This is a genomic window from Nonomuraea zeae (assembly GCF_005889725.1).
Lineage (GTDB): Bacteria > Actinomycetota > Actinomycetes > Streptosporangiales > Streptosporangiaceae > Nonomuraea > Nonomuraea zeae.
Genome location: NZ_VCKX01000083.1, coordinates 1 through 23336, shown reverse-complemented (window position 1 = coordinate 23336; position 23336 = coordinate 1). Strand labels below are relative to the sequence as shown.

The 23336-nt window shown below is 71.9% G+C and carries 21 protein-coding genes; 7 read left to right on the top strand and 14 right to left on the bottom strand.

The genetic code is table 11. From position 1 onward, the window contains the following. Positions 1 to 72: 72 nt before the first annotated feature. Positions 73 to 750, bottom strand: a complete 678-nt coding sequence (locus tag ETD85_RS25780; RefSeq protein ID WP_138692363.1) for a response regulator — start codon at positions 748 to 750, stop codon at positions 73 to 75. Beyond that, on the bottom strand, positions 747 to 2351 hold the full coding sequence (locus ETD85_RS25775) for a sensor histidine kinase (RefSeq protein ID WP_240779413.1): 1605 nt from the start codon (positions 2349 to 2351) through the stop codon (positions 747 to 749). Before ETD85_RS25775 ends, ETD85_RS25780 begins: the two co-directional genes overlap by 4 nt. A 130-nt stretch (positions 2352 to 2481) precedes the next feature. Here ETD85_RS25775 and ETD85_RS25770 point away from each other — a divergent pair, with 130 nt between their 5' ends. Together ETD85_RS25770 and ETD85_RS25765 are read left to right on the top strand one after the other, a co-directional pair. Further along, the gene (locus tag ETD85_RS25770; protein WP_138692362.1) at positions 2482 to 3072 is read left to right on the top strand and encodes a class I SAM-dependent methyltransferase; all 591 of its coding nucleotides are present in this window, start codon (positions 2482 to 2484) and stop codon (positions 3070 to 3072) included. 26 nt (positions 3073 to 3098) lie between these two features. Beyond that, the gene (locus tag ETD85_RS25765) at positions 3099 to 4280 is read left to right on the top strand and encodes an acyl-CoA dehydrogenase family protein (RefSeq protein WP_138692361.1); all 1182 of its coding nucleotides are present in this window, start codon (positions 3099 to 3101) and stop codon (positions 4278 to 4280) included. A 239-nt stretch (positions 4281 to 4519) separates the two neighbouring features. On the opposite strand, the gene ETD85_RS25760 is transcribed toward ETD85_RS25765, so the two are convergent. From ETD85_RS25760 to ETD85_RS25740, 5 genes are all read right to left on the bottom strand, one after another. Continuing rightward, a complete protein-coding gene (locus ETD85_RS25760; protein ID WP_240779412.1) occupies positions 4520 to 5320 on the bottom strand; it encodes an enoyl-CoA hydratase/isomerase family protein in 801 nt (266 codons plus the stop codon). Then, positions 5317 to 6231 (bottom strand): alpha/beta hydrolase, encoded by a 915-nt coding sequence (locus ETD85_RS25755; RefSeq protein ID WP_138692360.1) that lies wholly within the window; start codon positions 6229 to 6231, stop codon positions 5317 to 5319. Before ETD85_RS25755 ends, ETD85_RS25760 begins: the two co-directional genes overlap by 4 nt. Before the next feature lie 9 nt (positions 6232 to 6240). Further along, positions 6241 to 6948, bottom strand: a complete 708-nt coding sequence (locus tag ETD85_RS25750; protein WP_138692359.1) for a gamma-glutamyl-gamma-aminobutyrate hydrolase family protein — start codon at positions 6946 to 6948, stop codon at positions 6241 to 6243. A 183-nt stretch (positions 6949 to 7131) separates the two neighbouring features. Further along, on the bottom strand, positions 7132 to 7428 hold the full coding sequence (locus ETD85_RS25745) for a hypothetical protein (protein ID WP_138692358.1): 297 nt from the start codon (positions 7426 to 7428) through the stop codon (positions 7132 to 7134). 50 nt (positions 7429 to 7478) lie between these two features. Then, positions 7479 to 8249 carry a DsbA family oxidoreductase gene (locus ETD85_RS25740; RefSeq protein WP_138692357.1) on the bottom strand — a complete coding sequence of 257 codons (771 nt, stop codon included), beginning with the start codon at positions 8247 to 8249 and terminating at the stop codon, positions 7479 to 7481. A gap of 64 nt (positions 8250 to 8313) precedes the next feature. Between ETD85_RS25740 and ETD85_RS25735 the strand changes: the two genes are divergently transcribed. The 3 genes from ETD85_RS25735 to ETD85_RS25725 all read left to right on the top strand — a co-directional run bounded on the left by ETD85_RS25735 (position 8314) and on the right by ETD85_RS25725 (position 11685). Then, entirely contained in the window at positions 8314 to 8673 is a 360-nt protein-coding gene (locus ETD85_RS25735; protein WP_138692356.1) for a winged helix-turn-helix transcriptional regulator, read from the top strand. Between the two features lie 286 nt (positions 8674 to 8959). After that, a complete protein-coding gene (locus ETD85_RS25730; protein WP_138692355.1) occupies positions 8960 to 10078 on the top strand; it encodes a globin domain-containing protein in 1119 nt (372 codons plus the stop codon). A gap of 230 nt (positions 10079 to 10308) precedes the next feature. Next, positions 10309 to 11685 carry a sialidase family protein gene (locus ETD85_RS25725; protein ID WP_138692354.1) on the top strand — a complete coding sequence of 459 codons (1377 nt, stop codon included), beginning with the start codon at positions 10309 to 10311 and terminating at the stop codon, positions 11683 to 11685. A gap of 38 nt (positions 11686 to 11723) precedes the next feature. Here the strand turns inward: ETD85_RS25725 and ETD85_RS25720 are convergent, their stop codons facing one another. Further along, positions 11724 to 12500, bottom strand: coding sequence for a helix-turn-helix domain-containing protein (locus ETD85_RS25720; protein ID WP_240779411.1), 777 nt, complete (start codon positions 12498 to 12500; stop codon positions 11724 to 11726). Positions 12501 to 12674: 174 nt separating this feature from the next. On the opposite strand from ETD85_RS25720, the gene ETD85_RS25715 reads away from it, so the two are divergent. Further along, positions 12675 to 13754 (top strand): WD40/YVTN/BNR-like repeat-containing protein, encoded by a 1080-nt coding sequence (locus ETD85_RS25715; protein WP_138692352.1) that lies wholly within the window; start codon positions 12675 to 12677, stop codon positions 13752 to 13754. 3 nt (positions 13755 to 13757) lie between these two features. Next, positions 13758 to 14066 carry a ubiquitin family protein gene (locus ETD85_RS25710; protein ID WP_138692351.1) on the top strand — a complete coding sequence of 103 codons (309 nt, stop codon included), beginning with the start codon at positions 13758 to 13760 and terminating at the stop codon, positions 14064 to 14066. 51 nt (positions 14067 to 14117) lie between these two features. Here ETD85_RS25710 and thyX read toward each other — a convergent pair whose 3' ends face one another. From thyX to ETD85_RS25680, 6 genes are all read right to left on the bottom strand, one after another. Then, complete coding sequence (gene thyX / locus ETD85_RS25705; protein WP_138692350.1) at positions 14118 to 14852, bottom strand: FAD-dependent thymidylate synthase; 735 nt, start codon at positions 14850 to 14852, stop codon at positions 14118 to 14120. A gap of 119 nt (positions 14853 to 14971) precedes the next feature. Then, positions 14972 to 17626, bottom strand: coding sequence for a M4 family metallopeptidase (locus ETD85_RS25700; protein ID WP_138692349.1), 2655 nt, complete (start codon positions 17624 to 17626; stop codon positions 14972 to 14974). Positions 17627 to 17811: 185 nt separating this feature from the next. Next, positions 17812 to 18591 carry an ABC transporter permease gene (locus ETD85_RS25695; RefSeq protein WP_240779417.1) on the bottom strand — a complete coding sequence of 260 codons (780 nt, stop codon included), beginning with the start codon at positions 18589 to 18591 and terminating at the stop codon, positions 17812 to 17814. Beyond that, a complete protein-coding gene (locus tag ETD85_RS25690) occupies positions 18591 to 19499 on the bottom strand; it encodes an ABC transporter ATP-binding protein (protein ID WP_138692347.1) in 909 nt (302 codons plus the stop codon). The genes ETD85_RS25695 and ETD85_RS25690 overlap by 1 nt, the downstream gene beginning before the upstream one ends. Positions 19500 to 19555: 56 nt before the next feature. Continuing rightward, positions 19556 to 20749: an amidohydrolase family protein gene (locus ETD85_RS25685; RefSeq protein ID WP_138692346.1), complete on the bottom strand. Its 1194-nt coding sequence runs from the start codon at positions 20747 to 20749 to the stop codon at positions 19556 to 19558. A 57-nt stretch (positions 20750 to 20806) separates the two neighbouring features. Next, a complete protein-coding gene (locus tag ETD85_RS25680; protein ID WP_138692345.1) occupies positions 20807 to 22933 on the bottom strand; it encodes an anthranilate synthase component I in 2127 nt (708 codons plus the stop codon). Between the last annotated feature and the right edge of the window lie 403 nt (positions 22934 to 23336).

Here is a 23336-nt window from a genome sequence, read left to right as displayed (position 1 = left end):
CGCCCGCTGGGGGACCCGGCCCGGCGCCGCAGAACCCTGGCTCGGCGGGCGCGGGAGCCCGGCCCGGCGGGGTCAGGCGCGTGGGGGGCGTACCGGGCGGAAGGAGGCGTCCACGAGGCCGCTGCGGTGGGCCACCACGGCGGCCTGGATGCGGTTGCGCAGCCCCAGCTTGTCCATGGCGGCGGCGATGTGGGTCTTGACCGTCGTGACGCCCACGTGCAGCTCCTCGGCGATCTCGGCGTTCGACAGGCCGGTGCCCACCAGGGCCAGCACCTCCAGCTCGCGCTCGGTCAGCCCCATGGGGGTGGCGGGCGGCGCGGCCCGCTCCTCGGCGTCCAGGAAGCGCTCGACGACCCTGCGCAGCACGGAGGGCGCCAGGAGCTGCTCCCCCGCCGCCGCCCGGCGCACGGCGTCCACCATGCGTTCCGGCTCGTCGTCCTTCACCAGGAAGCCGACGGCCCCAGCGCGCAGGGCCGCGTAGACGTTGCCGTCCTCGGCGAACGTGGTCAGCACCACGATCCTGGACCCCGGCCGGGCCGCGAGCACCCGCTTGATCGCCTCCAGGCCGTCGACCCTGGGCATCCGCAAGTCCATGAGGATCACGTCGGGCAGGTGGCGCTCGGCCAGGCGTACGGCCTCCGCGCCGTCCTCGGCCTCGCCCACGACCTCCATGTCGCCGGTGGCCTGCAGCAGCATGCGCACGCCCGCGCGTACGAGCGCCTGGTCGTCGGCCACCAGCACGCGGATCACGCGGCGCTGCCCGGGGTCAGGCGCGCGGGCAGGCTCGCGGCCAGCAGCCAGCCGCCTTCGCCGTCGGGACCGGCGCTGAGGGTGCCGCCGACGGCGCGGACGCGCTCGCGCATGCCCGCCAGGCCGCGCCCCGAGGAGGGCAGGCGTTCGATGGCGGTGGGCGGGCGGCCGTTCTGGATCTCCACGTTCAGCCCCTCTCGCGACGGGGTGACGGCGACGCGGACCCGGGTGCCGGGGCCGGCGTGTTTGAGCACGTTGGTGAGTCCTTCCTGGACGATGCGGGCGGCGGAGGCCCGGGCGATCAGCGGGGCGTGGTCGGTGGCCGGGTCGAGGTCGAGGTCCACCACGAGCCCGGCGGCGGCCATCCGCTCGGCGGACTCGCGCACCACGTCGGCGGGGTTGGCCAGCAGGTCGGGCTGCTTGTCCGGGTCGCGCAGCAGGTCGAGCAGGTCGCGCAGGTCCTGCAGCACCTGGTGCCCGGTCTCGCGGATGTCGCTGAGCGCGTCGGCCACGGGGCCGTCCGGGGCGGTGTAGCGGGCGGCGCTGGCCCGCAGCACCATGGCGCCGACGTGGTGGGCCACGATGTCGTGCACGTCGCGGGCGATGCGCTCGCGCTCGGCGAGCTGGTCGGCGCGGACCTGCGCCAGCGCCGCCTTGGCGGACTCCTCCGCGCGCAGCCGCTCGGCGGCGGCGGCGGACTGGCGGGCGCCCAGGTAGCGGCCGATGGCGATCGGCGTGGCCACCAGCGTCATCAGCACGCCGACGCGGAACGGGGTGACGTCGGTGCCGTCGGCGACGACGGCGATCGCGGTCAGCAGGCAGCCCGCGGCGTAGGCGACGGTCATCCAGGCCCAGGAGCTCACGCGCATGGCGAACACGCCGATCGCGATGAGGGTGAGGATGACGCAGGTGTTGACGGCGACGTTCAGATAGGTGTCGGCCGAGACGAGCAGCACGCCCTGCAGCAGGAAGACGAGCCCCGGCAGCCGCCTGGCCACGCCCAGCGACAGGCCGCCCACCACGGCGAGCAGGCCGACCACCCAGACGGGCTGCGGGCCGGAGTGCCAGGACGTCCACGTGCTGAGCACGGTGATCGCCACCCCGCCGGCCGCCAGCAGCGCGTCGGGGGTGACGTCCCGCTCCTCCAGCCGCTCGGCGGAGCCTCTCAGGTAGGCCCCCAGCATGGCCGGGAAGACCGGCAGCAGTACGGAGTACATCCACATGTTGCTGTTGAGCGCGATGCCGGGGTCGGCCATGTTGAACGCGGTGGCGAGGATCGCGGGCACCGCGGCCAGGAGGGTGGCCCGCCAGCCGGAGCGGTAGCCGGCCACGCCGATCGCCACGCAGATGAGGATCTGCGCGGTGTTGGAGGTGAAGGACTCGAGCTGGTCGGTGACGAACAGCAGGACGGCCAGGTAGAGGGTGACCGGCACCGGCCAGCGCCTGACCAGGCCCATGGGCAGGCCGGCCAGCAGCGCCATCGGGATGTTCATCTCGGCCGGCAGGTAGGCGGTGTCGCCCGCGTGCCACGTGGTGAGCAGGTCGAGGCCCACACCTGAGACCGCGAGCAGGACATCCAGCGGCACACCGCGCCAACGCATGGACACACGGTATCCGCCCAGCGTGCGGGAGCTGATCCTCCGTGCGGAGGACCCCGCCTCCTCCTACTGGCCGCGAGGTCCGTCCTTGAGGGGGAGCGCTTCAGCCGGATCTTCCCTTTAGATTCGTGTCATGTCCAACGACACCGCACTGTTCCTCGGTCAGTTCCTGCGCGCCCCCGCCAGCATCGGCGCCGTCGCCCCGAGCTCGAGACAGCTCGCCTCGGCCGTCTGCACGCCGATCCCCGAGCGCGGCGAGCCGACAGTGGTCGAGCTCGGGCCCGGAACGGGCTCCTTCACCGTTGAGATCCAGCAGCGGCTGGCCGGTCGTGGCCACCACCTGGCCGTGGAGCTCAACGAGCCGTTGGCGCAGCGGCTGGCCGACCGCTTCCCCGACGTGGACGTGGTGCACGGCGACGCGGCTCGGGTGGGCGAGCTGCTCGGCGAGCGGGGGCTGCGGCAGGCGGATGTGGTGGTGAGCGGGCTGCCGTGGGCGGCGTTCCCGCTGGAGCTCCAGCAGGACCTGCTGGCGGCGGTGACGTCCGCGATGAGCCCGGTGGCGGCGTTCACCACCTTCTCCTACATTCACGCGATCCCGCTCAGCTCGGCGCGGCGCTTCCGCGACCTGCTGGCCGAGCGCTTCGAGGAAGTCGTGCGCGGGCGTACGGTGTGGCGCAACACACCCCCGGCCTTCGTGTTCCACGCGCGGAGACCTCGACCCTGAACCGAACATCATTCTACGATGGTGTGATGGATTTCACCCTTCCTGAGAGCGCCCTGGCCGTCCAGCGTGGCATCGGCGACATCTGTTCCCGCTACGACCTGGACTACTGGCAACGCTGCGAGAGCGGCAAGCGGTGGCCTGAGGAGGTCTGGGAAGAGCTGGCCAAGGGCGGCTGGCTGGGGCTGGCGGTGCCCGAGGAATACGGCGGCGGCGGTCAGGGGCTGCTGGAGCTCGCGGTCGCCACGGAGACGCTGTCGGCGTCGGGGGCGGCGGGCGGCTCGGCGTTCACGTACGTGCTGACGCCCGGCTTCGGCGCCCTCACCATCGCCCGGCACGGCACCGACGGGCAGCGGGCCGACCTGCTGCCCCGGCTGGCCACCGGCGAGATCGAGACCTGCTTCGCGCTGACCGAGCCGGACGCCGGCTCCGACGCGCTGGCGATCACCACCTCCGCCAGGCGAGACGGCGGCGACTACGTCGTCAAGGGACAGAAGATCTGGATCACCGGCGTGCAGCGGGCCACCTGGATGCTGCTGGTGACCAGGACGGTCCCGGCGGCCGAGGCCGCCTCGCGCACCGCCGGCCTGACGGTGCTCCTGGTCAACGTGCCCGAGGCGGTGGCCGCGGGCACGCTGACCTACCGGCCGATCCCCAAGCTCGGCGCGAACACCACGCCGTCGAACATGGTGTTCTTCGACGACGTGCGGGTGCCCGCCGCGAACGTGGTCGGCGAGGTGGACAAGGGCGCGGCCGTGCTCTGGGACATCCTCAATCCCGAGCGGATCCTGCTGGCCGCCTCCGGGCTGGGCGCGGCCGAGGTGGCGCTGCGGGTGGCCGTCTCCTACGCCAAGGAACGCGAGGTGTTCGGCCGCCCGATCGGCGCCAACCAGGCCATCGCCTTCCCGCTGGCCCAGGTCAAGGCCAAGATCGAGCTGGCCCGCCTGATGCTCTACAAGGCCGCCTGGTCCTTCGACCGCCGCCTGCCGTGCGGCACCGAGGCCAACATCGCCAAGCTGACCGCAGCGCAGGCGGCCTGGGAGGCGGCCGACGCCGCGTTCCAGACGCATGGCGGGATGGCGTACTCGCTGGAGTATCCGGTGGCCAGGCTGCTGACCGACGCCCGTATCGGAAAGGTCGCACCTGTGACCGAGGAGCTCCTGCTCAACTACCTCGCGACCCAGGTGCTGGGGCTGCCGCGCAGCTTCTGACCGCATCGGGGGAAAATGATCTCCTCCTCTGCTGCCGGTGAACCGGACGCCGGACGCGCCGGGCGGTGAGTGCCTCTGCTTCGTCCCCCGGAGCGGCGTTCTCGGCCTCGGCGGACTGGCCTCGGTGCCGGCACGGCCGGTGTGCCGGCCACGTCGTCTGCACTTTCGCCGCTACCCGAGCGCGGGGGAAGCACACCCGCTCGTCCTGATCGTCTTCCCGGCTGATCGTCTCCCCGGCCTCAGCCGAACGACGGCGGCCGCTTCTCCCGCAGGGCGCGTACGCCCTCGGTCACGTCCGGGCCGGTGAAACCGAGGAACTCCATGGCCAGCGAGGCGTCGAACGAGGGCCCCGCCAGGCGCAGCCAGTTGTTCAGCGAGTATTTCGTGAGCCTGATCGCCTCCTGCGCGCCTCCGGCCAGCCTGACGGCGATCTCCATGGCCTTGTCGTGCACCTGGTCGTCGTCGACGCACAGGCTGACCAGGCCCATCCGCTCGGCCTGCTCGCCGGTGACCGGCTCGCACAGCAGGAGGTGGTATTTGGCCTTGGCCAGGCCGCACAGCAGCGGCCAGACGATCGCGGCGTGGTCGCCGGCCGCGACGCCGAGCCGGGTGTGCCCGTCGATGATCCGCGCGGTGCGTCCGGCGACGGAGATGTCGGCCAGGAGCGCGACCGCGAGCCCCGCCCCCACGGCCGGGCCCTGGACGGCGGAGACGATCGGCTTGGAGCAGTTGAGTACGTTGTAGACGATGTCGCGGGCCTCGGCGAACACGCGCAGCCTGGTGGCGTGGTCGCGGGTCATCTCCTCGATCATGGACAGGTCGCCGCCGGCCGAGAACGCGCGGCCCTCTCCTCTGACGACGATGGCCCGGACGGCGTCGTCGCGGTCGGCGTCGCGCCAGATCTCGCCCAGCTCGCGGTGGGCGGCCGCGTCGACGGCGTTGAGCCGGCCGGGCTCGCTGATCGTGATCCTCAGCACGCCCTCGGCCGGGGTGTCGAGCTTGAGCTTGTCGTAGGCGTCGTAGATCACAGAGTTGGTCACAGCGACTCCCGCAGCCGGCCCGCAATGTAGTCGCGGGCCTCGACCGCCTGGTCGAACAGGCCCGGCAGGACGAAGAACGAGTGCACCGCCCCTTCGAACCTGCGGATCTCGGCCGGCACGCCCGCCTCCGCCAGGCGGTGGGCGTACCGCTCGCCCTCGTCCCTGAGCACGTCGCACTCGGCGGTCACGACGGTCGCGGGCGCCAGGCCGGAGACGTCGGGCAGCCGCAGCGGCGACAGCCGCGGGTCGGCCGGGTCGGCGCCCGCGGCGTACTGCCGGGCGAACCACGCCATCTCCGCGGCGTCCAGCCCGAAGCCCTTGGCGAACTCCTGGTAGCTCGGCGTGTCCATCGCCACGTCGAGCACCGGGTAGACGAGCACCTGGTGCGCCAGCCGCAGCCCGGCGTCGCGGGCCTGCCAGGCGGCGACGGCGGCCAGGTTGCCGCCGGCGCTGTCGCCGACGACGGCCACGCTGCCGTCGCTCTGGTAGAAGGCCGGGCGGGCGAAGATGTCGCGCACGACGGTCCAGGCGTCGTCGGCGGCGGCCGGGAACGGATGCTCGGGGGCCAGCCGGTAGTCGACCGACACCACCACCGCGCCGGTGCGGATGGCCAGGTCGCGGCCGGCCGCGTCGTTGCGCCTGACGCTGCCGAAGACCCAGCCGCCGCCGTGGAAGTAGACCACCACGGGCAGCCGGCCGTCGCCGGGGTCGGCGCGGTAGATGCGGATCGGCACGCCCTCGGCCAGCTCGTCGCGGACGAAGGGCAGCTTGGTGTGCGGCCCCCGGTGGGCGGCCAGGCCGTCCTGCGCGCGCATCTCCTGGATCTCGGCCGGACCGAGCGTGGCCAGGTCCGCGTTGAGATCCGACGGGTAGCGGGCGACGTAATCCCGCGCCTGGGGGTGCAGCGGCATGATCGCAGCCTAGCGGGCCGCCTCGATGAACGCATCGAAGAGCCGGCCGTCGCCTCGCTCCGGATGCCACTGCACGCCCACGCCGAACCGGTGCCCCTGCAGCTCGATGCCCTCGACGATCTGGTCCTCCGCCCACGCCACGGCCAGCAGGCCGCTGCCGAGCCGCCGGACGGACTGGTGGTGCGGCGCGGTCACCTCGATCCGGTCGCCGACGGCCTTGCCGAGCTTGCTGGACACGCTGACCTGGATGGTGTGGGCCGCGCCGGGCTCGCCCGTGCGCTCGCTGGCCCGCTCGCCGTGCCGCTCGCTGTCGAGGACCTCGGGCAGCCACGGGATCAGCGTGCCGCCCTGGGCGACGTTGAGCACGTGCATGCCCCTGGCGATGGCCAGGATCGGCACGTCGGCCCGGACCGCGGCCCTGGCCAGGGCCAGCTCGAAGCGGTCGCGGTGCGCCTGCGCCTCGGGCACCCGCTCGTCCTCCTCGCCGCCGTAGGTGCTCGCGGCCAGCTCGACGCCGCCCGCCAGGACCAGGCCCCGCAGGCCCTGTACGTAGTCCTCGATGGCGTGCAGGCCGAGCGGCGGCAGCACCACGGGCGCACCCCCCGCCCGGTCGACCGCCTTGGCGTAGGAGGGAGGGGACAGAACGGCCTCGCGCACCCAGTCACTCCAGCGGGCGGCCTCGAAGTAGGCGGTGATACCGATCAGCGGTCGGGACATGCGATCTCCAGGGGGCATGGTGGAGTTCGTGCCGCCATCGTCGCGCCGGAAAGTGCCTCCGGCGTGATGGCCACACGCCCCATCATGGCGCACACTCTTTCCGATATGTCACCTCTCCCCAAGATCCTCTCCTGCCGTGGACCCGGAGTACGCGGTGATCGCGGCAGGTGGGAGCCCCTTTCGTCAGGGCAGGCGGGCGGAGGTCTCGGTGATCAACCGGGTCAGGACGGACGCGGTCGCCGGGTGGTCGTCGAGGAGATCGTCCAGCCGCGCCCGCCAGGCGCCGGTCTCGGCGTAGAGCGCCTCGGACTCCTGAGCGGCCTGCAGGCGCAGCCGCGTGTCGCGCAGCCGTGACTGGTACAGGATCCCCAGGTGGTGCCCGAGCGTGTCGCTGAGCCACCAGTAGGCGTCCGTGTTCGCGGCGAAGACGAAGACCCGGGCGCCCTCCCACGCCACCCGCCGGGGATGGAGGACTGCCATGGCCGGATGGTACGCCCGCCCCGCCCGGGAGGGAACGGTCCGCAACGGTTTCAGCAGGACCTGTCCACGGCGCACACCCCGTCGCCGGCCGCGGCGCCCCCGGTCTCCCCGGCTTCGGCATCCTGCGCCGCAGCGCCCCCGGCGGACTCGGCGCCCCCGGCGGACTCGGCGGACTCGGCGGACTCCCGCCAGGCCCGGTCGAGCACCTGGGCGAAGACCTCGGCCGGCTGGGCGCCCGAGACCGCGTACCGCTCCCCGAAGACGAACGACGGCACCCCCGAGAGGCCCAGCTCGCGGGCCCGCCGCTCGTCGGCCCTGACGGCCTCGCCGAAGTCGCCGCTCAGCAGCATCTCGCGCGTGGCCGCCGGGTCCAGGCCCCCGTCCGCGGCGATGGCGACCAGGGTGGCGGGGTCGGTCAGGATCGCCCCGTCGGCCGTGTAGGCCCGCATCAGCCGCTCGCGCACCTCCTCGCCCCTGCCCATGCGCTCGGCGTAGTGCATGAGGCGGTGGGCGTCGAAGCTGTTCACCGCCCTGGCCCGGTCCAGCCGGTAGGTGAGGCCCTCCTGGGCGGCCAGCTCGGTGACGGCCGCCATGCGCCGGTCGGTGTCGGCCCGGGTGCCGCCGAGGGCGCGCCGGCTGCGCTCGGGGAGGGTGAGCCCCGGGTGGGGGCTGCCGTCCGGGTCGAGCTCGAAGCTGTGCCACCGCACCCGTACGTCCGCCCGCCGCTCGAAGCCGGCCAGAGCGGTCTCGAAGCGGCGCTTGCCGATGTAGCACCACGGGCAGACGAGGTCGGACCAGATGTCAACGGTCAATGTGCTCATATCAGGGAGATTACGAGAGGCAGCTTACCTTTCGTAAGTACGTACCTGTAGGTAAGCTCCTGGTGTGGACGCCAAAGATCTCTTCGACAGCGCCTGCCCCGGGCGCGAGGTGCTCGATCACCTCACCAGCCGGTGGGGGGTGCTGGTGCTGGTGGCGCTCAAGGACGGCCCGCTGCGCTTCCACCTCCTGCGCGACACGATCGGCGGCATCAGCGAGAAGATGCTGTCGCAGACGCTGCGGGTGCTGGGCAGGGACGGGCTGCTCGACCGGTTCGTCGAGCCCACGACCCCACCCAGGGTGACCTACTCCCTCACCCCGCTCGGCCAGGAGGCCGTGACGCACCTGCGCGGGCTGGTCGACTGGATCGCGCGTTCGGCCCCCGACATCCTGGCCGCCCAGGAGAAATATGACGGGCGCGGCTGACCCGGACCCGAGGACTGATGAATTGAAAGCGAATATGACTTACATTCGCATTCACGGTCGGAAAAACAGTCGGCGCTGATTGCGGAGAATCACAGATCGGCTACCGCTTGTTTCGCTTCGCACCTTATTGGGGTGAAACGGTTGTGACACGTCATCGGCGGTGTAACACTCATTTTTGAACGCGTCGGATGTGCCGGGGCTCACCGCGCGTTCACTACCCGGAACCGTCAGGGAGGTGAACGGCACGACCGGATTTCTTTTCCGGTCAATAGGTGGGGTTGGGTATATGTCGTTGAATCCGCGCCTGGTAAAAGAGAGTTTCGCCGTGGTCGAGCCGGTGGCCGACAAGGCCACGGCCTACTTCTACGGCCGGTTGTTCGCTGAGAGCCCGTACCTGCGAGGCATGTTCCCGCCCGCCATGGACGTCCAGCGTGACCGACTGTTCAGCGCGTTGACCCGGATCGTGTGGAGCCTGGACAGCCCGGACAGCCTCGCGGCCTTCCTGGGCCAGCTGGGCAGGGACCACCGCAAGTACGGCGTGCTCGCGGAGCACTACACGGCCGTGGGCAACGCCCTGCTGGCCACCATCCGCTGTTTCGCCGCCGACATCTGGAACCACGAGATCGAGGCGGCCTGGGTGGCCGCGTACACGGCGGCGGCCAATCTCATGATCGAGTCGGCGGAGTCGGACTCGGGGGTCTCGCCCGCGTGGTGGCTGGCCGAGGTCGTGGACCACGAGCAGCGCCATCGCGACATCGCGGTGCTCACGCTGCGGCCCACGCAGCGGCTGCCGTACACGCCCGGCCAGTACGTCAACGTGCAGACCTCGCGCTGGCCGCGCGTCTGGCGGACGTTCTCGATCGCGAACGCGCCGCGCCCCGACAACACGATCAGGCTGCACGTGCGCTCGGTGCCCGGCGGCTGGGTGTCGACCACGCTGATCAGGCACACGCGCATCGGCGACACGCTCATGCTCGGGCCGCCCATGGGCACGATGGCGCTGCGCGAGAGCAGCATGCGCGACATCCTGTGCGTGGCGGGCGGCACCGGGCTGGCGCCGCTGAAGGCGATCATCGAGTCCGTCATCGCCTCGGGCCGCCGCCCCAACATCCACCTGCTGTACGGCGCCCGCACGGCCGACGAGCTCTACGACCTGCCCGACCTGATCAAGATGGAGTCGTCGTTCCCGTGGCTGCGCGTGCTGCCCGTGGTGTCGGACCAGCCCTCCTACGACGGGATGCGCGGCCACCTGCCCGAGGTCACGCAGCGCTTCCACTCCTGGGCCGAGCACGAGGTGTACGTGTGCGGCCCGCCCTCCATGGTCAACGAGACCGTACGCCGCCTGCAGATCGACGGCGTCCCCCTCTCCCGGATCCACCGGGACATCGTCCAGGCGGAGCGCTGACCTCTCGCTGAGAACGCCCGCACGGGGTCATGGCCGGACCCTGGCGGCGGGGCCGGCACACGGTGGATTGACCCGGCCGGGACGTCCGTCTTGTGATCAGGAGGTTGACAGGGCGGGTCAGACGTGCGATCTGGAATCTGACCCGCCAAATGAGGTGAACCGTGCCATCACCCGCCAGGCGCCGAGGAATCGGCGGACTCCTGACCGTTCCGGCCGTCACTGTCGCGACTGTGCTCATGCTCACCTCCCCCGCGTCGGCGAGCATCCCGCTGACCGAGATCGGGGCCGATCCGTACGCGAACGCCACCAGCCAGCACGGCACGCAGACCGGCCCCGACAGCCACCAGTCGGGCTCGACCATCGTGGTCGCGCAGCAGGCCGGCCGCTTCTTCGACGGAGGGGCGTCCGGCATCGCGTTCGCCACCTCCGGCGACGGCGGCGCCTCCTGGGCGAAGGGCGTCCTGCCCGGCATCACGACCTTCGGCGGCGGGCCGTACCAGCGGGTCAGCGACCCGTCTGTGGCGTACGACGTCCGGCACGGCGTCTGGCTGATCTCCTCGCTGGCGCTCACGGACGCGGGCGGGCTCGCCGGGGCGGCTGTGCTCACCAGCCGCTCCACCGACGGCGGCCTGACCTGGGGCGCCCCGGTCACGACCGCCGCCGGGGGCGACCTGGACAAGAGCTGGATCTCCTGCGACAACACCCCGGCCAGCCCGTTCTACGGCCGCTGCTACACGGCCTTCGACGACCACGCGGCGGACAACGCGATCAAGCTGGCCGTCTCCTCCGACGGCGGCCTGACCTGGGCCGTGGCCGGCACCCCCGCCGCCGGTCTGGGCGGGCAGCCGGTGGTGCGGCCCGACGGCGTCGTGGTGGTCCCCTACCTGGGCAACGGCAACGAGATCCGCGCCTTCCGCTCGCGCGACGGCGGCGCCACCTGGGGCGCGGACGTGCTCGTGTCGCTCGTGGAGCGGCACACCGTGGCGGGCGGGCTGCGCGCCTCGCCGCTGCCATCGGCGGAGACGGACGCCTCCGGCACCGTGTACGTCGTCTGGCAGGACTGCCGCTTCCAGATCGGCTGCGCGGGCAACGACATCGTGCTGAGCAAGTCGGCCACCGGGGCCGCGTGGAGCCACGTCCGCCGGGTCACGGGCGACGGCGGCGACCACTTCATCCCCGGTCTCGGGACCGACCGCGCCACCTCGGGCGGGACGGCCAGGCTCGCCGTCACCTACTACCGCTACCCGGACGCCCGCTGCACGGCCGCGACCTGCCGGCTCACGGTCGGCTACACCTCTTCGGCCGACGGCGGCAGGGGCTGGGCCGCGCCCACCCAATTACAGGGCCCGATGGCGCTGGACTGGCTGGCGAACACCGGTCAGGGCCGGATGGCCGGCGACCACGTCTCCACCTCCGTCGTGCCGGGCGGCAACGCCTTCCCGGTGTTCACGGCCGCGTCGGCCCCGTCGGGCGGGGCCCTCGACCTGCGGACGTACACGGTCGCCGGCGGGCTGCCGATCGCGGGAGGCGGGCCCACGCCGCTGGCGATCGAGGCGCCCGTCGCGACCGGCGAGGCCGTGCCCACCCTCCCGCCGACGTCCCGCTGACCCGCCTGACCGGGGGCAGGCGGCGGTTCAGAAGCGGCTCAGGACGCGCCGCGGAAGGCGGCGGCGGTCTCCTCGTCGCTGGGCCAGAACGTCTCGATGGCCAGTTCGGAGACCGTCACGTCCACCGGAGTGCCGAACGTGGCGATCGTGGTGAACATCGACAGCACCCGGTCGCCGGCCGCGATCCGCAGCGGCACCAGGATGTCGCCGGGCCCCGGCACGTGCGCCACGTTCAGGTCCACGCCCGGGTAGGTGTAGGAGGCCAGCTCGTCGTGCAGCTCGGCCAGCCTGCCGTCGCCGGACACCTCGGCCTGCCTGCGCAGCTGGTGCAGCAGGTGGGCGCGCACCTCGGCCAGGTTCAGCAGCCTGCCGCCCATCGCGTCGGGGTGCAGCGACAGCCGCATCACGTTGACCGGCTCCTTGAGCAGCTCGGCGGGCACGCCGTCCATGAACATGGCCGCCGCCGAGTTCGCCGCCACCAGGTTCCAGACCGCGTCCACGACGACCGCCGGGTACGGCTCGTGCCCGGCCAGGATCTTGTCCAGCGCCTGGCGTACGACGTGCATCTCAGGGGCGCGTACCTCCCGCTCGGGATAGATCGGCGCGAACCCCGCGCACACCAGCAGCCGGTTGCGGTGCCGCAGCGGCACGCCCAGCTCCTCGGCCAGCTTCAGCACCATCTCGCGGCTCGGCCGGGCCCGCCCGGTCTCCAGAAAGCTGATGTGGCGGGCCGAAACCCCGGCCTCGATCCCGAGATCGAGCTGGCTCACCCGGCGCCGCTGCCGCCACGAGCGCAGTAGCTCCCCGAAAGTCATCTCTTGTACGGCAAGCGCTCCCATACCCGGCACGCTACCGGCAACAGGGAATGGCGGCGATTACCCCTCAGGTAATGTCGAACCGGACAGCTTCGGTGGGGCGAATCTCCCGGTCTTCGGCGACTGTCGGCGCTGCGTGGCACGATGGCGGCAAGCGAACATGGGAGCGATGCTATGAGTGACGCAGTGCTCGCGATCGGCACCCGCAAGGGCCTGTTCCTCGCCCGCTCGACGGACGGCGGCCCGTTCGAGATCGAGCCGATCCAGTTCTCCACGGTCGCGGTGCCCTCCGTGGCGATCGACACCCGAGGCACCACACCCCGGCTCCTGGCCGGCATCGAATACGGGCATTTCGGTCCGTCCGTCCTCTATTCGGATGACCTCGGGAAGACGTGGGGGGAGGCCGAGCAGCCGCCCATCGCCTTCCCCGACAAGACCGGGGCGACGCTGACCCGCGTCTGGCAGCTCGCGCCCTCGCCGTCGGAGCCCGGCGTCGTGTGGGCGGGCACCGAGCCGGGCGCGCTGTTCCGCTCGGAGGACCGGGGGGTCACCTACCAGCTCGTCGAAGGGCTGTGGGAGCACCCGCACCGGCAGCACTGGCAGCCCGGCGGCGGGGGCCTGTGCCTGCACACCATCGTCAACCACCCGGCCGACCCGCAGATCATGGCGGTCGCGGTCTCCACCGGAGGCTTCTACCGCACGACCGACGGCGGCCTGACCTGGGAGGCGGCCAACCACAACATCCGGGCGCCGTTCATGCCGGAGGGGCAGCAATATCCGGAGTTCGGGCAGTGCGTGCACAAGGTCTCGATGGACCCGGCGCAGCCCGACCGCCTCTACCTGCAGCACCACTTCGGCGTCTACCGCAGCGACGACTTCGGCGGGAGCTGGCACGACATCGGCTCGGCGCTGCCCAGCGACTTCGGCTTCCCGATCGTGACCCATCCGTCGCGGCCCGGCACGGTCTACGTGCTGCCGCTGACGGCCGACATGGACCGCACCCCGGTCGGCCACCGCTACCGGATCTACCGCAGCGACGACGCGGGCGAGACGTGGCAGCCGTTCGGCGCGGGGCTGCCCGAGGGTCCCGTCCACGCGACCGTCCTGCGCGATGCGATGACGGCGTCGGAGGCGGGGCTGTTCTTCGGCACGCGGGACGGGGAGGTCCACTGGTCCCGCGACGACGGGGAGACGTGGTCGCTGGTCGGCCGACATCTGCCCGACGTCCTCACCGTGCGCGCGGCGGTGCTCTAGTCGATGACGAAACCCGTGACGATGGTCGTGTTCGTGCTGCCCAACTCGCTGCGGCGGTGGGTGAGCGGGCGGACGGAGGTCAAGGTCTTCGCGGTCGGCGCCGACCGCGACTCCCCCCCGACCCTGGGCTCGGCGCTCGACATGCTGCGGCGCACCCATCCCCTGCTGGAGGAGCGGCTGCGCGACGACTACGGGCGCATCCGCCGGCACATCAGCATGATCGTGTGCGGCGAGAACGCCCGGGGCCTCGGCGGCCTCGACTGCGCGCTGCCGCCGGGGGCCGAGGTCTACGTCCTGCCCGCCCTCGCCTGATCGCCGGGCCGGCCGCCGCATACCCCCTGTGGCGGCCGGCCGGCGGCCGGCTCACGGGCAGACGCGGCCGTTCGCCTCGAAGGCCGCGTGCGTCAGCGGCATGAGCCCGGCCCACAACGCCTCCATCTTCTCGGCGACCATCTCGATCTCCCGCTGCGGGAACGACGGGAACGCGGAGTCCTCCCGCTTGACGCGAAGCGACAGGAAGTTCATCAGGGCCCGGGCGTTGCAGGTGGCGTACATCGACGAGTAGAGGCCGACCGGGAGGACGGTGCGGGCGACCTCGCGGGCCACCCCGGCGTCGAGCATCTCCAGGTAGGCGTCGTAGGAACGCCGGCAGCTGTCCATCGTCGCCTCGGTCACCAGCTTGTGCTGCTCCGGGGTGCCGTCCTTGAACACGTATTTGCCGGGCTTGCCTTCCTGCACCAGCTTGCGGTCGGGCCCGGGCACGTAGAAGACCGGGACGAGCTGGCGGTAGCGGCCGGACTCCTCGTTGTAGGAGAACGTGCGGTGGCGCATGAACTCCCGGAAGACGAAGATCGGCGCGCTGACGTAGAAGGTCATGGACGAGTGCTCGAAGGGCGTGCCGTGCCGGTCGCGCATCAGGAAGTTGATCAGGCCCTTCGAGCGCTGGGGGTCGGCCTCGATCTCGGCCAGCGAGCTCTCGCCCTTCGTGGACACGCGTGCGGCCCAGAGCACGTCGGCGTCTGACGCGGCCGATTTCACCAGCTCCACGTCCATGTCGCTGCGGAACGTGATCTCGGTCTCGGGTTCGGCTGTGCCCATGGAGAGCCCCCGCTCGGTTGGGTGTTCGGTGACGGCCCCAAGCAAACCAGGTGGCGCGCCCGCGCGCGAGTCGGCGCCCGCCGCCCCCTCTCAACGGTACGGCGGGCGCCGATGCCAGGTCAGCAGCGGTGCACAGCCCGCTCGCGGGTGACCAGATCGGTGTCGGCGGCCGTGCCGTCGAGCCACAGCACGCGCCCGCCCTCCCCGGCGGCGAACAGGGACTGCTCCCCCCTGTTGCAGGAGTACGGCGCCGGCGCGCCGCCCGAGATCGGGACCTGGAGCAGCTTGAGCAGGTTCTCGTTCGCCACGGTGAAGTCACCGGGGTAGTGGCCGATCGTGGCCACCTTGTCGTTGGCGTCCAGATAGGACGCCTGCGGCGCCTGCGGCCCGTCGGCGACGATCGGCGTCGAGCCCGTGCCGTCGGCGGCGGCCCGCATGACGCCCGCGCGGCCGTCGCGGTCGGCGTCGAAGAGCCACACCACGTGCCTGGCGGTCATGACGGGCAGCGCCGAGATCGACGGGGCGTCGCCGGTCGGCGGCACCTCGGGCAGCACGACCTCCTTGCCGGTCGCCAGGTCGCGGACGACCGGGGTGCTGTGGTCGGCCTCCCCCTCGAACCACACCCGCGTGTAGGCGAGCCGGCCGCCGCTGATCGAGGGCGTCAGGCCCTGCACGCCCGCCTGGGCAGTGAGGTTGACCGGGGCGGCGGAGCCGCGCTTCAGCCACAGCTCGGTCTCTCCCGTGGCCGGGTCGTCGCCCGACCAGGCGAGGGTGTCGCCGGAGATGGCGATGCCGTAGACGTAGCCCGCCGAGTCGTGCTGCACCGCCGAGGGCGTGCCGCGGTCGAGGGGGCGCGTCCTGATCTGGAAGCTGCCCGACCCGGGGTCGTAGGACACCCACGCGCCGCGCCTGCCGTCGGTGGCGGGGAGCCAGTTCCAGCGGGCGTTGTCCGACAGCGTGGCCGGCCTGCCGCCGCCCGTGAGGCGGCCGGTGAGGATGGAGGTGGGGCCGGCGGCGTCGATGGTGGAGTTCGTCACGACGTACCGGTCGCCGGCCAGGCCCGGCGGGTCGAAGGCGTCGGTGAGCCCGTCGATCACGACCTTGCTGTCGATGCGGATGAGCCGCTCCCAGCCCGGCCTGATGCCGTGCCGGTCGAACGCCCGCGCGATCGTGAGCCGGTCGCGCCCGCTGAGGCCCGCCGCGCGGGCCGCGGACTCGACGGCGCGGCGGCCGTCGGTGAAGTCGTCCAGCGGCGTCATGTACTCCGTCAGCGCCTTGTAGGCGATCTTGTCGAACCCGGCGCCGAGCTGCTCCCTGGCGTCCCAGAGCGCGCCGGAGAAGATCGTGGAGTTGAGGTGCACGCCGCCTCCGTCGAAGCCCACGGTGACGCCGATGTAGTCCTCGGGGGCGTTGCGGTCGTCGTCCAGGTCGCGGATCGCGCATTCGGCGGGCGGCAGCGTCTTGCAGAGCCCCTCGCCCAGCAGGCTGGCGTCCGGATCGCTCATGGGGATGCCGAGGGCGGCGGTCTGGATCGCGTTGCCGAAGTAGTCGGCCAGGCCCTCGTTGATCGCGCCCGACTGGCCGAGGTAGACCAGGTCGGCGCTGTGGGTGATCACGCCGTGCGTCATCTCGTGGCCGACCACGTCGAGGCTCGCGGCGAAGGAGTGCAGGTCCGCGCCACCGCCGCCGTAGACCATCTTGGTGCCGTCCCAGAAGGCGTTCTCGAACGGCCCGCCCAGGAAGGTGACGTTGACGACGGAGTACATGGTGCCGCCCGCGCCGTCGAGCCCTTCGCGGCCGAGGCCCCGGTAGTACTCGTACACCTTGCCCGCGCCCCAGTGGGCGTCCACGGCGCCGGCGGCGGTGTGCTGCGGCCCGAAGACCGGCGTGGGCGAGGTGGCCAGCTCGGTGCCCGGCGGGATGCCGGGGTCGAGGAAGTCCTGGACGTCGCGGCCGGCCGCGTCGTAGGTGAGGATCTCGCCGGTGGTGCCGTTCCACATCGGGCGGGACCGGTCACGCAGCTCGTAGGCGCCGTCGGCGCGCTGGTAGGCGTTGAGCGGCACGGTCTGCCCGTGCGCGGTCTGGCCGCTGCCCGTCACCGGGCCCTCGTGGCGCAGCCGGTCGACGCCGAACAGCGGCCGTCCCGAATGGGCGTCCACGTACGCGTCGAGCAGTACCGGCCGCTTCTTGACCCGGTCCGTGCCGGCGATCGTGACGTGCCAGGCCAGCACGCCCTTGCCGCGCGGCACCACGACCAGCTCGCGGGGCGTGGCCTTGACCGTCTCGCGGACGCGGCGGTCGGCGACGAGCCGGGAGCGGGCCAGCTTCGCCGCCGTCGCGCCGGTGATCGCCGGCGCGGGGTCGACGCTCAGCTCGGTGAGGAAGCGCCCGCCCGCGCCGGTCACCTCGCGCTGGGCGCCGTTCTTGCGGAAGTGGACGAGGTACTGGCCGCCGAAGACGGGCAGGCCGCGGTAGCGCTGGGCGAACCTGACGGTCTCGTCCCGGCCGTCCACGACGGTCCGCAGCGGCACCAGGTCGGCCGGGTCGAGGTGGTAGCGCGGATCGGCCAGGTGCGCCCTGGCCGCCGCGACCGGGTCTCCCGGCTGCGCGGGCTCGGCCAGCCCGCTCACCTCCGCGGGCGCCCGCGTGTCCGCGCGCGTCTGTACGTCGGGCGGCGGCGGGTCGTCGGCTGCGGCGGCTCCCGGCAGGGACAGCGCCAGGCATAAGGCGGCACTGGCCCCGATGGCGGTGAGGGTGATGGGACGCCAGGACACGACACCTCCAGGTGTGGCGTAGATTTTCTGGCGACCCGATCATCACAGCAAATTTGACAAAGAGCCAAATAACAATTCGATTACCCGTTTGCGGAAATATTCATTACCTCTTTCCTGGAGGAGGTCAGCGGCGCGGAAACGTCCGGCGCGGCCAATCTTCGCCGCACCGGATTTCCCGCTCCGGATCAGGTGATGTCGCGCCGCAGCGTGGTGACGGAGGCGAGGGCCGAGAAGATCAGCGCGTAGCCGAGCAGGACGGCCCCGCCCGCCCAGGCCGGCAGCAGGTACGCGGTGTCCAGCCCGAACCCGGCTCCCACGTTGGTCAGCGCCGCCGTCGCCCCGCCGGGGGTGAACTTGCCCACCGGCTGCAGCGCCGGGATCGCGTTGACGATGGAGTCGACGACGTACACCCAGGCGATGACCGCGATGAGCGCCCCGACCTGGTTCTTGACCAGCGCCCCGAGGCCGAGCCCGAACAGCGTGTAGAGCGCCAGCACGGCCAGCACGCTCGCGGCGACCCGCGCGATCGTCGCGTTGAACGCCAGGTCGCCGCCCGAGGCGAGCACGGACCCGGCGATCGCCAGGCCGGTCAGCGCCAGCACCGCCAGCCCCAGCACCACGCCCACCACCATGGTCGCGGCGAGCTTGGCCGCCACCACCCTGACCCGCTTCGGCGCGACGAGCAGCGTGGTGGTGATGGTCTGGTAGCGGTATTCGGAGGTCATCATGACGACCCCGAGCACGGCCGCGAACAGGGAGCCGCCCGCCCCGGCGCTCCAGAGCGACTCCTGGAAGGCCAGGGTGCCGCGGGCCGGGACGATCGCCTCTCCCTCGGGCCCGCCCTGGCCGGCGAAGACGATGAAGAAGCCGAGCGACAGGCCGACGTAGGCGAGCATGACGATCAGCATCACCCACCACAGCCTGGTGGTGACCACCTTGAGCAGCTCCGCGCGGATGAGCGCCATCACGCTCGCCCCTCCCCCGTCTGTTCTCCCGTCAGCTCCAGGAAGACCTGCTGCAGGTCGCCCCGCTCCTGGGTCATCTCGGTCAGCAGGATGCGCTCGTCCAGGGCGATGCCGCCGATGCCCTCGACGTCCAGGCCGGTGACCCTGAGGACGTCGCCCACCGCCTCCACCTGGGCGCCGTGCCGCTCCAGCGCGGGCCGCAGCGCCTCCGGCTTGGGCGTGCGCACCCTGATGACGGGCGCGCCGCCGTTGGAGACGAGCTCGGCCAGCGTGCCCTGCCGGACCAGGCGGCCCTTGGCGATGATCACCACGTTGTCGACGATCTGCTCGACCTCGGCCAGCACGTGGCTGGAGACCAGGACGGCGGCTCCCCGCTCGTGCGCCAGGTGGCGCATGAAGCCGCGCAGCCACTGGATGCCCGCCGGGTCAAGGCCGTTGGCGGGCTCGTCGAGGATGTACACCTTGGGGTCACCGATGAGGGCGGTGGCCAGGGCGAGCCGCTGCCGCATGCCCATGGAGAAGCCCAGCACCCGCTTGCCGGCCACGTCGGCCAGGCCCACCTGCTCCAGGGCCTCGCCCACGCGCGCCCTGGGCAGCTTGGCGGCCGTGCACAGCACGCGCAGGTGGTTGTACGCGGTGCGTCCCGGATGGAAGTTGGTGGCTTCGAGCACCGCACCGACCTCGCTGAGGGGGCGGTCGAGCTCGACGTAGCGCCGGCCGTTGACCAGCGCGCTGCCGGAATCCGCGGTGACCAGCCCGAGCAGGCTGCGCAGGGTTGTCGTCTTTCCCGCCCCATTCGGGCCTAAATAGCCCGTTATCGTGCCGGATTCGACAGTAAATGACACCCCGTCCACCGCGCGTACCGGACCGAACGACTTTGAAAGGTCTCGTATCTCGATAGCACTCATGGTGTGGCGATTATCCGTAATTAGTACGAAGTCGCGCCTCCTCCGTGAGGAGGAGTTCACAAGCGGTACACCCGGCGGGCGTTTCCGGAGCCGATCATGTGGGCGATGCGGGCCGCGTCGGCGACGCTCCACTCCCCCGCGCCGAGCCTGGCCCTGAGCGCGGCGCCGAGCGCCTGCCGGTAGTAGAGGGCGCCCAGGTAGGCGGTCTCGGCCACACCACGGCAGTGGGAGCTGAACAGCTGCTTGTGGAACGGCGTCAGCTCCAGCAGCTCCTCCATGACCCTGGCCGACGCGGCCGCCGTGTGCGGCAGGGCGAGGCCGATGTCCACGTAGACGTGCGGGTAGACGGCGGCCAGGTAGGCGGCCTGGCGGTGGAACGGGTAGCAGTGCAGCAGGATCACCGGCACGCCGAGAGGCTGCAGCGCCCGGACGAACGCGCTCATCCTGGCCGGGTCGCAGCGGTGCAGGTCGGGCGCCGAACCGGCGAACCCGGTGTGGAACTGCAGCGGCAGCCCCCGCTCCCTGGCCACGTCGATCGCGCTCCAGAGCAGGTGGCGCAGCAGGACCGGCTCCGTCGCCGGCTCCTTGGGCTCGGCCAGCCGCCGGTTGGCCGCCGCGAGCACCGACCCCCTGCTGGGCCTGCCGGGCTCCAGGTCGAGGCCGCACACGCCGGCGATGACCGTCTTGAGCCCGACCGCCCTGGCGGCCCTGGCGGCCAGCGCCTCGCCCAGGCTGTCGAGGTAGTCGAGGGCGGCCTGCGCGGACTCGGCGACGTCGCGCTCGATCCGCTCGATGCGGACGAGCTCGTCGGCCGCGGCGCCGCCGTGCCGGCCCATCTCGGCGGCCGACAGCAGGTCGACGTCGTCGATGCCGCTGACGTCGTCACCGGGGCCGTCACCGGGGCCGTCGCCGGGGCCGTCGTCGTCCACCAGGAAGGCCACCACGCCCGCGCCCGTGAGCAGCCGCCGGTTGACCTCGCCCGCGCCCAGCTCGGCCCGGCGGGCGAGGTAGACGGCCGGCGGCGCGTGCGGCTCCAGGTCGAGCAGCGGCGCGCACCAGCGGCGCAGGGCCACGCCGAGCGGCGTGTCGAAATGGGTGGTGCCGGGCGGCGCCGGGCTGCCGCCCTCGGTGATGAGCAGCTCGAACTGGGCGCGCGTCAGGTCGTCCCGCCGCACCCCGTGACAGTGGTGGTCGACGAGCGGGGCGAGCAGCGCGTCACGCACCGTGTCGGGCAGGTCTACGGGGAGCATGCGGAGACTCTAGGGGAGCCCCGCACGCCCCCGCGGACGTTTTACCGAGGAGGGTGGCTACCTTCGGGAAAGGCGGAGGACGTTCGCGATGATCTTCGCTCCCGCGCCCCCCTCCTGGGTCAGAATCGACTCGGGGTGGAACTGCACGGCGAAGCGCCGCCGCTCGGGGTCCTCGATCGCCATGACGTTGCCGTCGGGCGTGAGCGCGGTCGGGGTGAAGCCGACCACGCCGGGCCGCTTGGCGTGCAGCGAGTGGTAGCGGGCCGCGGTGAACTCCTCGGGCAGCCCGTCGAGCAGCGCGCTGTCGCCGAGCCTGGAGACCTGGCCGCGCTTGCCGTGCTCGGGATAGTCGAGCAGCTCAAGGGTGCCCCCCGCCTGCTCGACCATGGCCTGCAGGCCCAGGCAGACGCCGAACACCGGCAGGTCGCGGGCGTAGATCTGGTCGAGCAGCGCCGAGATGCCGAAGTCGGTCGGCCAGCCGGGGCCGGGCGAGAGCACCACGAGGTCGGGCCCGATGTCGTCGACCATGTGGATCGGGAAGCCGTGGCGCAGCGTCACCACGTCGGCGCCCTCCTGGCGGAAGTAGTCGGCCAGGGTGTTGACGAAGGAGTCCTCGTGGTCGACCAGCAGCACCTTCATGCCCTGGCCCGGCTGCGGCCTGGGCTCGGGGACGGGCGCGGCGCCGGGCTGGTTGACCGCGGCCAGGGCCCCGAGCAGCGCGCTGGCCTTGAGCTCGGTCTCGCGCTCCTCCGCCTCGGGGTCGGAGTCGAACAGCAGCGTGGCCCCGGCCCTGACGGTCGCCACGCCGTTCTTGATCTGGGCGGTACGCAGGGTCAGGCCGGTGTTCATGGAGCCGTCGAAGCCGATGAAGCCGATGGCGCCGCCGTACCACCTGCGGGTGGTGGCCTCGTGGTCCTCGATGAACTGCATGGCCCACGTCTTGGGGGCGCCGGTGACGGTGACGGCCCACATGTGGGTGAGGAAGGCGTCGAGCGCGTCGAACTCGGGGCGCAGCCGGCCCTCGATGTGGTCGACGGTGTGGATCAGGCGGGAGTAGAGCTCGATCTGGCGGCGGCCGATGACCTTGACCGTGCCCGGCACGCAGATCCGCGACTTGTCGTTGCGGTCGACGTCGGTGCACATGGTCAGCTCCGACTCCTCCTTGACGCTGGACAGGAGGGTGCGGATGGCCTCGGCGTCCTCGACCGGGTTGCTGCCGCGGGCGATGGTGCCGGAGATGGGGCAGGTCTCCACGCGATCGCCGTTGACCCGGACGTACATCTCGGGCGAGGCGCCGACGAGGTGCTCGCCCTCGCCGAGGCTGATGATGAACTCGTACGGGGCCGGGTTGCTGTGGCGCAGGCCGCGGTAGAAGGCCGACGGGTCGTCGCAGGTGGCGTGGAAGACCTGGCCGGGCACGACCTCGAACAGGTCGCCGCGCTTGAACTTCTCCTTGGCGGCGGCCACGACCTTGGCATAGTCGCCCCGCGTGGGGTTGGCGGGCAGCTCGGCGGGGGTGACGGGCTCGGCGGTGGTGCCGGACCTGTCCAGGCCGCGGGTGGTGGTGCCGTCGACGGTGAACTCGTAGCGGTGTTCGAGGGCGGTCTCGCGCTGCCTGTCGATCACGACCAGCCGGTCGGGCAGGTGGAGCACGAGGTCGCGCTGGTCGTCGGGGCGGACGAGCTCGTGCCTGATGGGCTCGAACTGGAAGGCCAGGTCGTAGCCGAAGGCGCCGTACAGGCCCAGGTGCGGGTCCTCGCCGCGGAAGGCGGCGATGACCTCGCGGATCGCGGTGAACACGGTGGGCCGGCGGCTGCGCAGCTCCTCCGGCAGCAGGTCGGCCGTTTCGGGCACCAGGACCTCGACGTGGTCGGGCGTGGGCTCGGAGACCGGCTTGCCCGCGGCCAGCAGGCAGGAGGCGACGGCGGGCAGCACGATCCGGCCGCGGGCGTTGAGCGCGGTCGCCGAGATGGTGCGGCCCTTGGCCACCAGTTCCAGGCACGGGTCGACGTAGCCGAAGGCCCATCGGCTGTAGCGGCCCGGATAGTCCATGCCCGAGGAGAAGGCGCCGCCGCGCCGTACGCCGAGGGCCGTCACGATCTCTTCGAGCGCCGCCTCGTCCACTTCGCGTGTCTCGCGCTCGACGCCGATGCCCCCGGCTGTGGTATATCCGCTCGTCTCCACCAGCTTGCCCCTTATCACGTCAAATGCTGAGCCCCGGGGGTGGACACGAGAAAGGCCGCCCTCCGGGGCGGCCGTCCGTTGAGGAATGCGAAACACGCGCCGCCTAGGAGCGGCGCCACCACTGGAGCTGAGCGTGATTTCGCATGGGAACAGGTTAACCGCCGGACCAAGATCGCGCAACGCGACCCGCCAGAACGTGCACCCTTCATCGGGGACCCGCCGCGGCGACATACAATACAGAGCTGTACTGTATTTCTGTAGTCATCATCCCCAGAGGAGATCCGAGATGACCGAGACCGGGTCGACGTAGCCGAAGGCCCATCGGCTGTAGCGGCCCGGATAGTCCATGCCCGAGGAGAAGGCGCCGCCGCGCCGTACGCCGAGGGCCGTCACGATCTCTTCG

Bases quoted from the DNA above. Each gene is read 5' to 3' on its own strand.
- ETD85_RS25775 (WP_240779413.1), bottom strand. From the start codon at position 2,351: ATGCGTTGGCGCGGTGTGCCGCTGGATGTCCTGCTCGCGGTCTCAGGT.
- ETD85_RS25770 (WP_138692362.1), top strand. From the start codon at position 2,482: ATGTCCAACGACACCGCACTGTTCCTCGGTCAGTTCCTGCGCGCCCCC.
- ETD85_RS25765 (WP_138692361.1), top strand. From the start codon at position 3,099: ATGGATTTCACCCTTCCTGAGAGCGCCCTGGCCGTCCAGCGTGGCATC.
- ETD85_RS25755 (WP_138692360.1), bottom strand. From the start codon at position 6,231: ATGCCGCTGCACCCCCAGGCGCGGGATTACGTCGCCCGCTACCCGTCG.
- ETD85_RS25750 (WP_138692359.1), bottom strand. From the start codon at position 6,948: ATGTCCCGACCGCTGATCGGTATCACCGCCTACTTCGAGGCCGCCCGC.
- ETD85_RS25745 (WP_138692358.1), bottom strand. From the start codon at position 7,428: ATGGCAGTCCTCCATCCCCGGCGGGTGGCGTGGGAGGGCGCCCGGGTC.
- ETD85_RS25740 (WP_138692357.1), bottom strand. From the start codon at position 8,249: ATGAGCACATTGACCGTTGACATCTGGTCCGACCTCGTCTGCCCGTGG.
- ETD85_RS25730 (WP_138692355.1), top strand. From the start codon at position 8,960: ATGTCGTTGAATCCGCGCCTGGTAAAAGAGAGTTTCGCCGTGGTCGAG.
- ETD85_RS25720 (WP_240779411.1), bottom strand. From the start codon at position 12,500: ATGACTTTCGGGGAGCTACTGCGCTCGTGGCGGCAGCGGCGCCGGGTG.
- ETD85_RS25715 (WP_138692352.1), top strand. From the start codon at position 12,675: ATGAGTGACGCAGTGCTCGCGATCGGCACCCGCAAGGGCCTGTTCCTC.
- ETD85_RS25710 (WP_138692351.1), top strand. From the start codon at position 13,758: ATGACGAAACCCGTGACGATGGTCGTGTTCGTGCTGCCCAACTCGCTG.
- thyX (WP_138692350.1), bottom strand. From the start codon at position 14,852: ATGGGCACAGCCGAACCCGAGACCGAGATCACGTTCCGCAGCGACATG.
- ETD85_RS25695 (WP_240779417.1), bottom strand. From the start codon at position 18,591: ATGGCGCTCATCCGCGCGGAGCTGCTCAAGGTGGTCACCACCAGGCTG.
- ETD85_RS25690 (WP_138692347.1), bottom strand. From the start codon at position 19,499: ATGAGTGCTATCGAGATACGAGACCTTTCAAAGTCGTTCGGTCCGGTA.
- ETD85_RS25685 (WP_138692346.1), bottom strand. From the start codon at position 20,749: ATGCTCCCCGTAGACCTGCCCGACACGGTGCGTGACGCGCTGCTCGCC.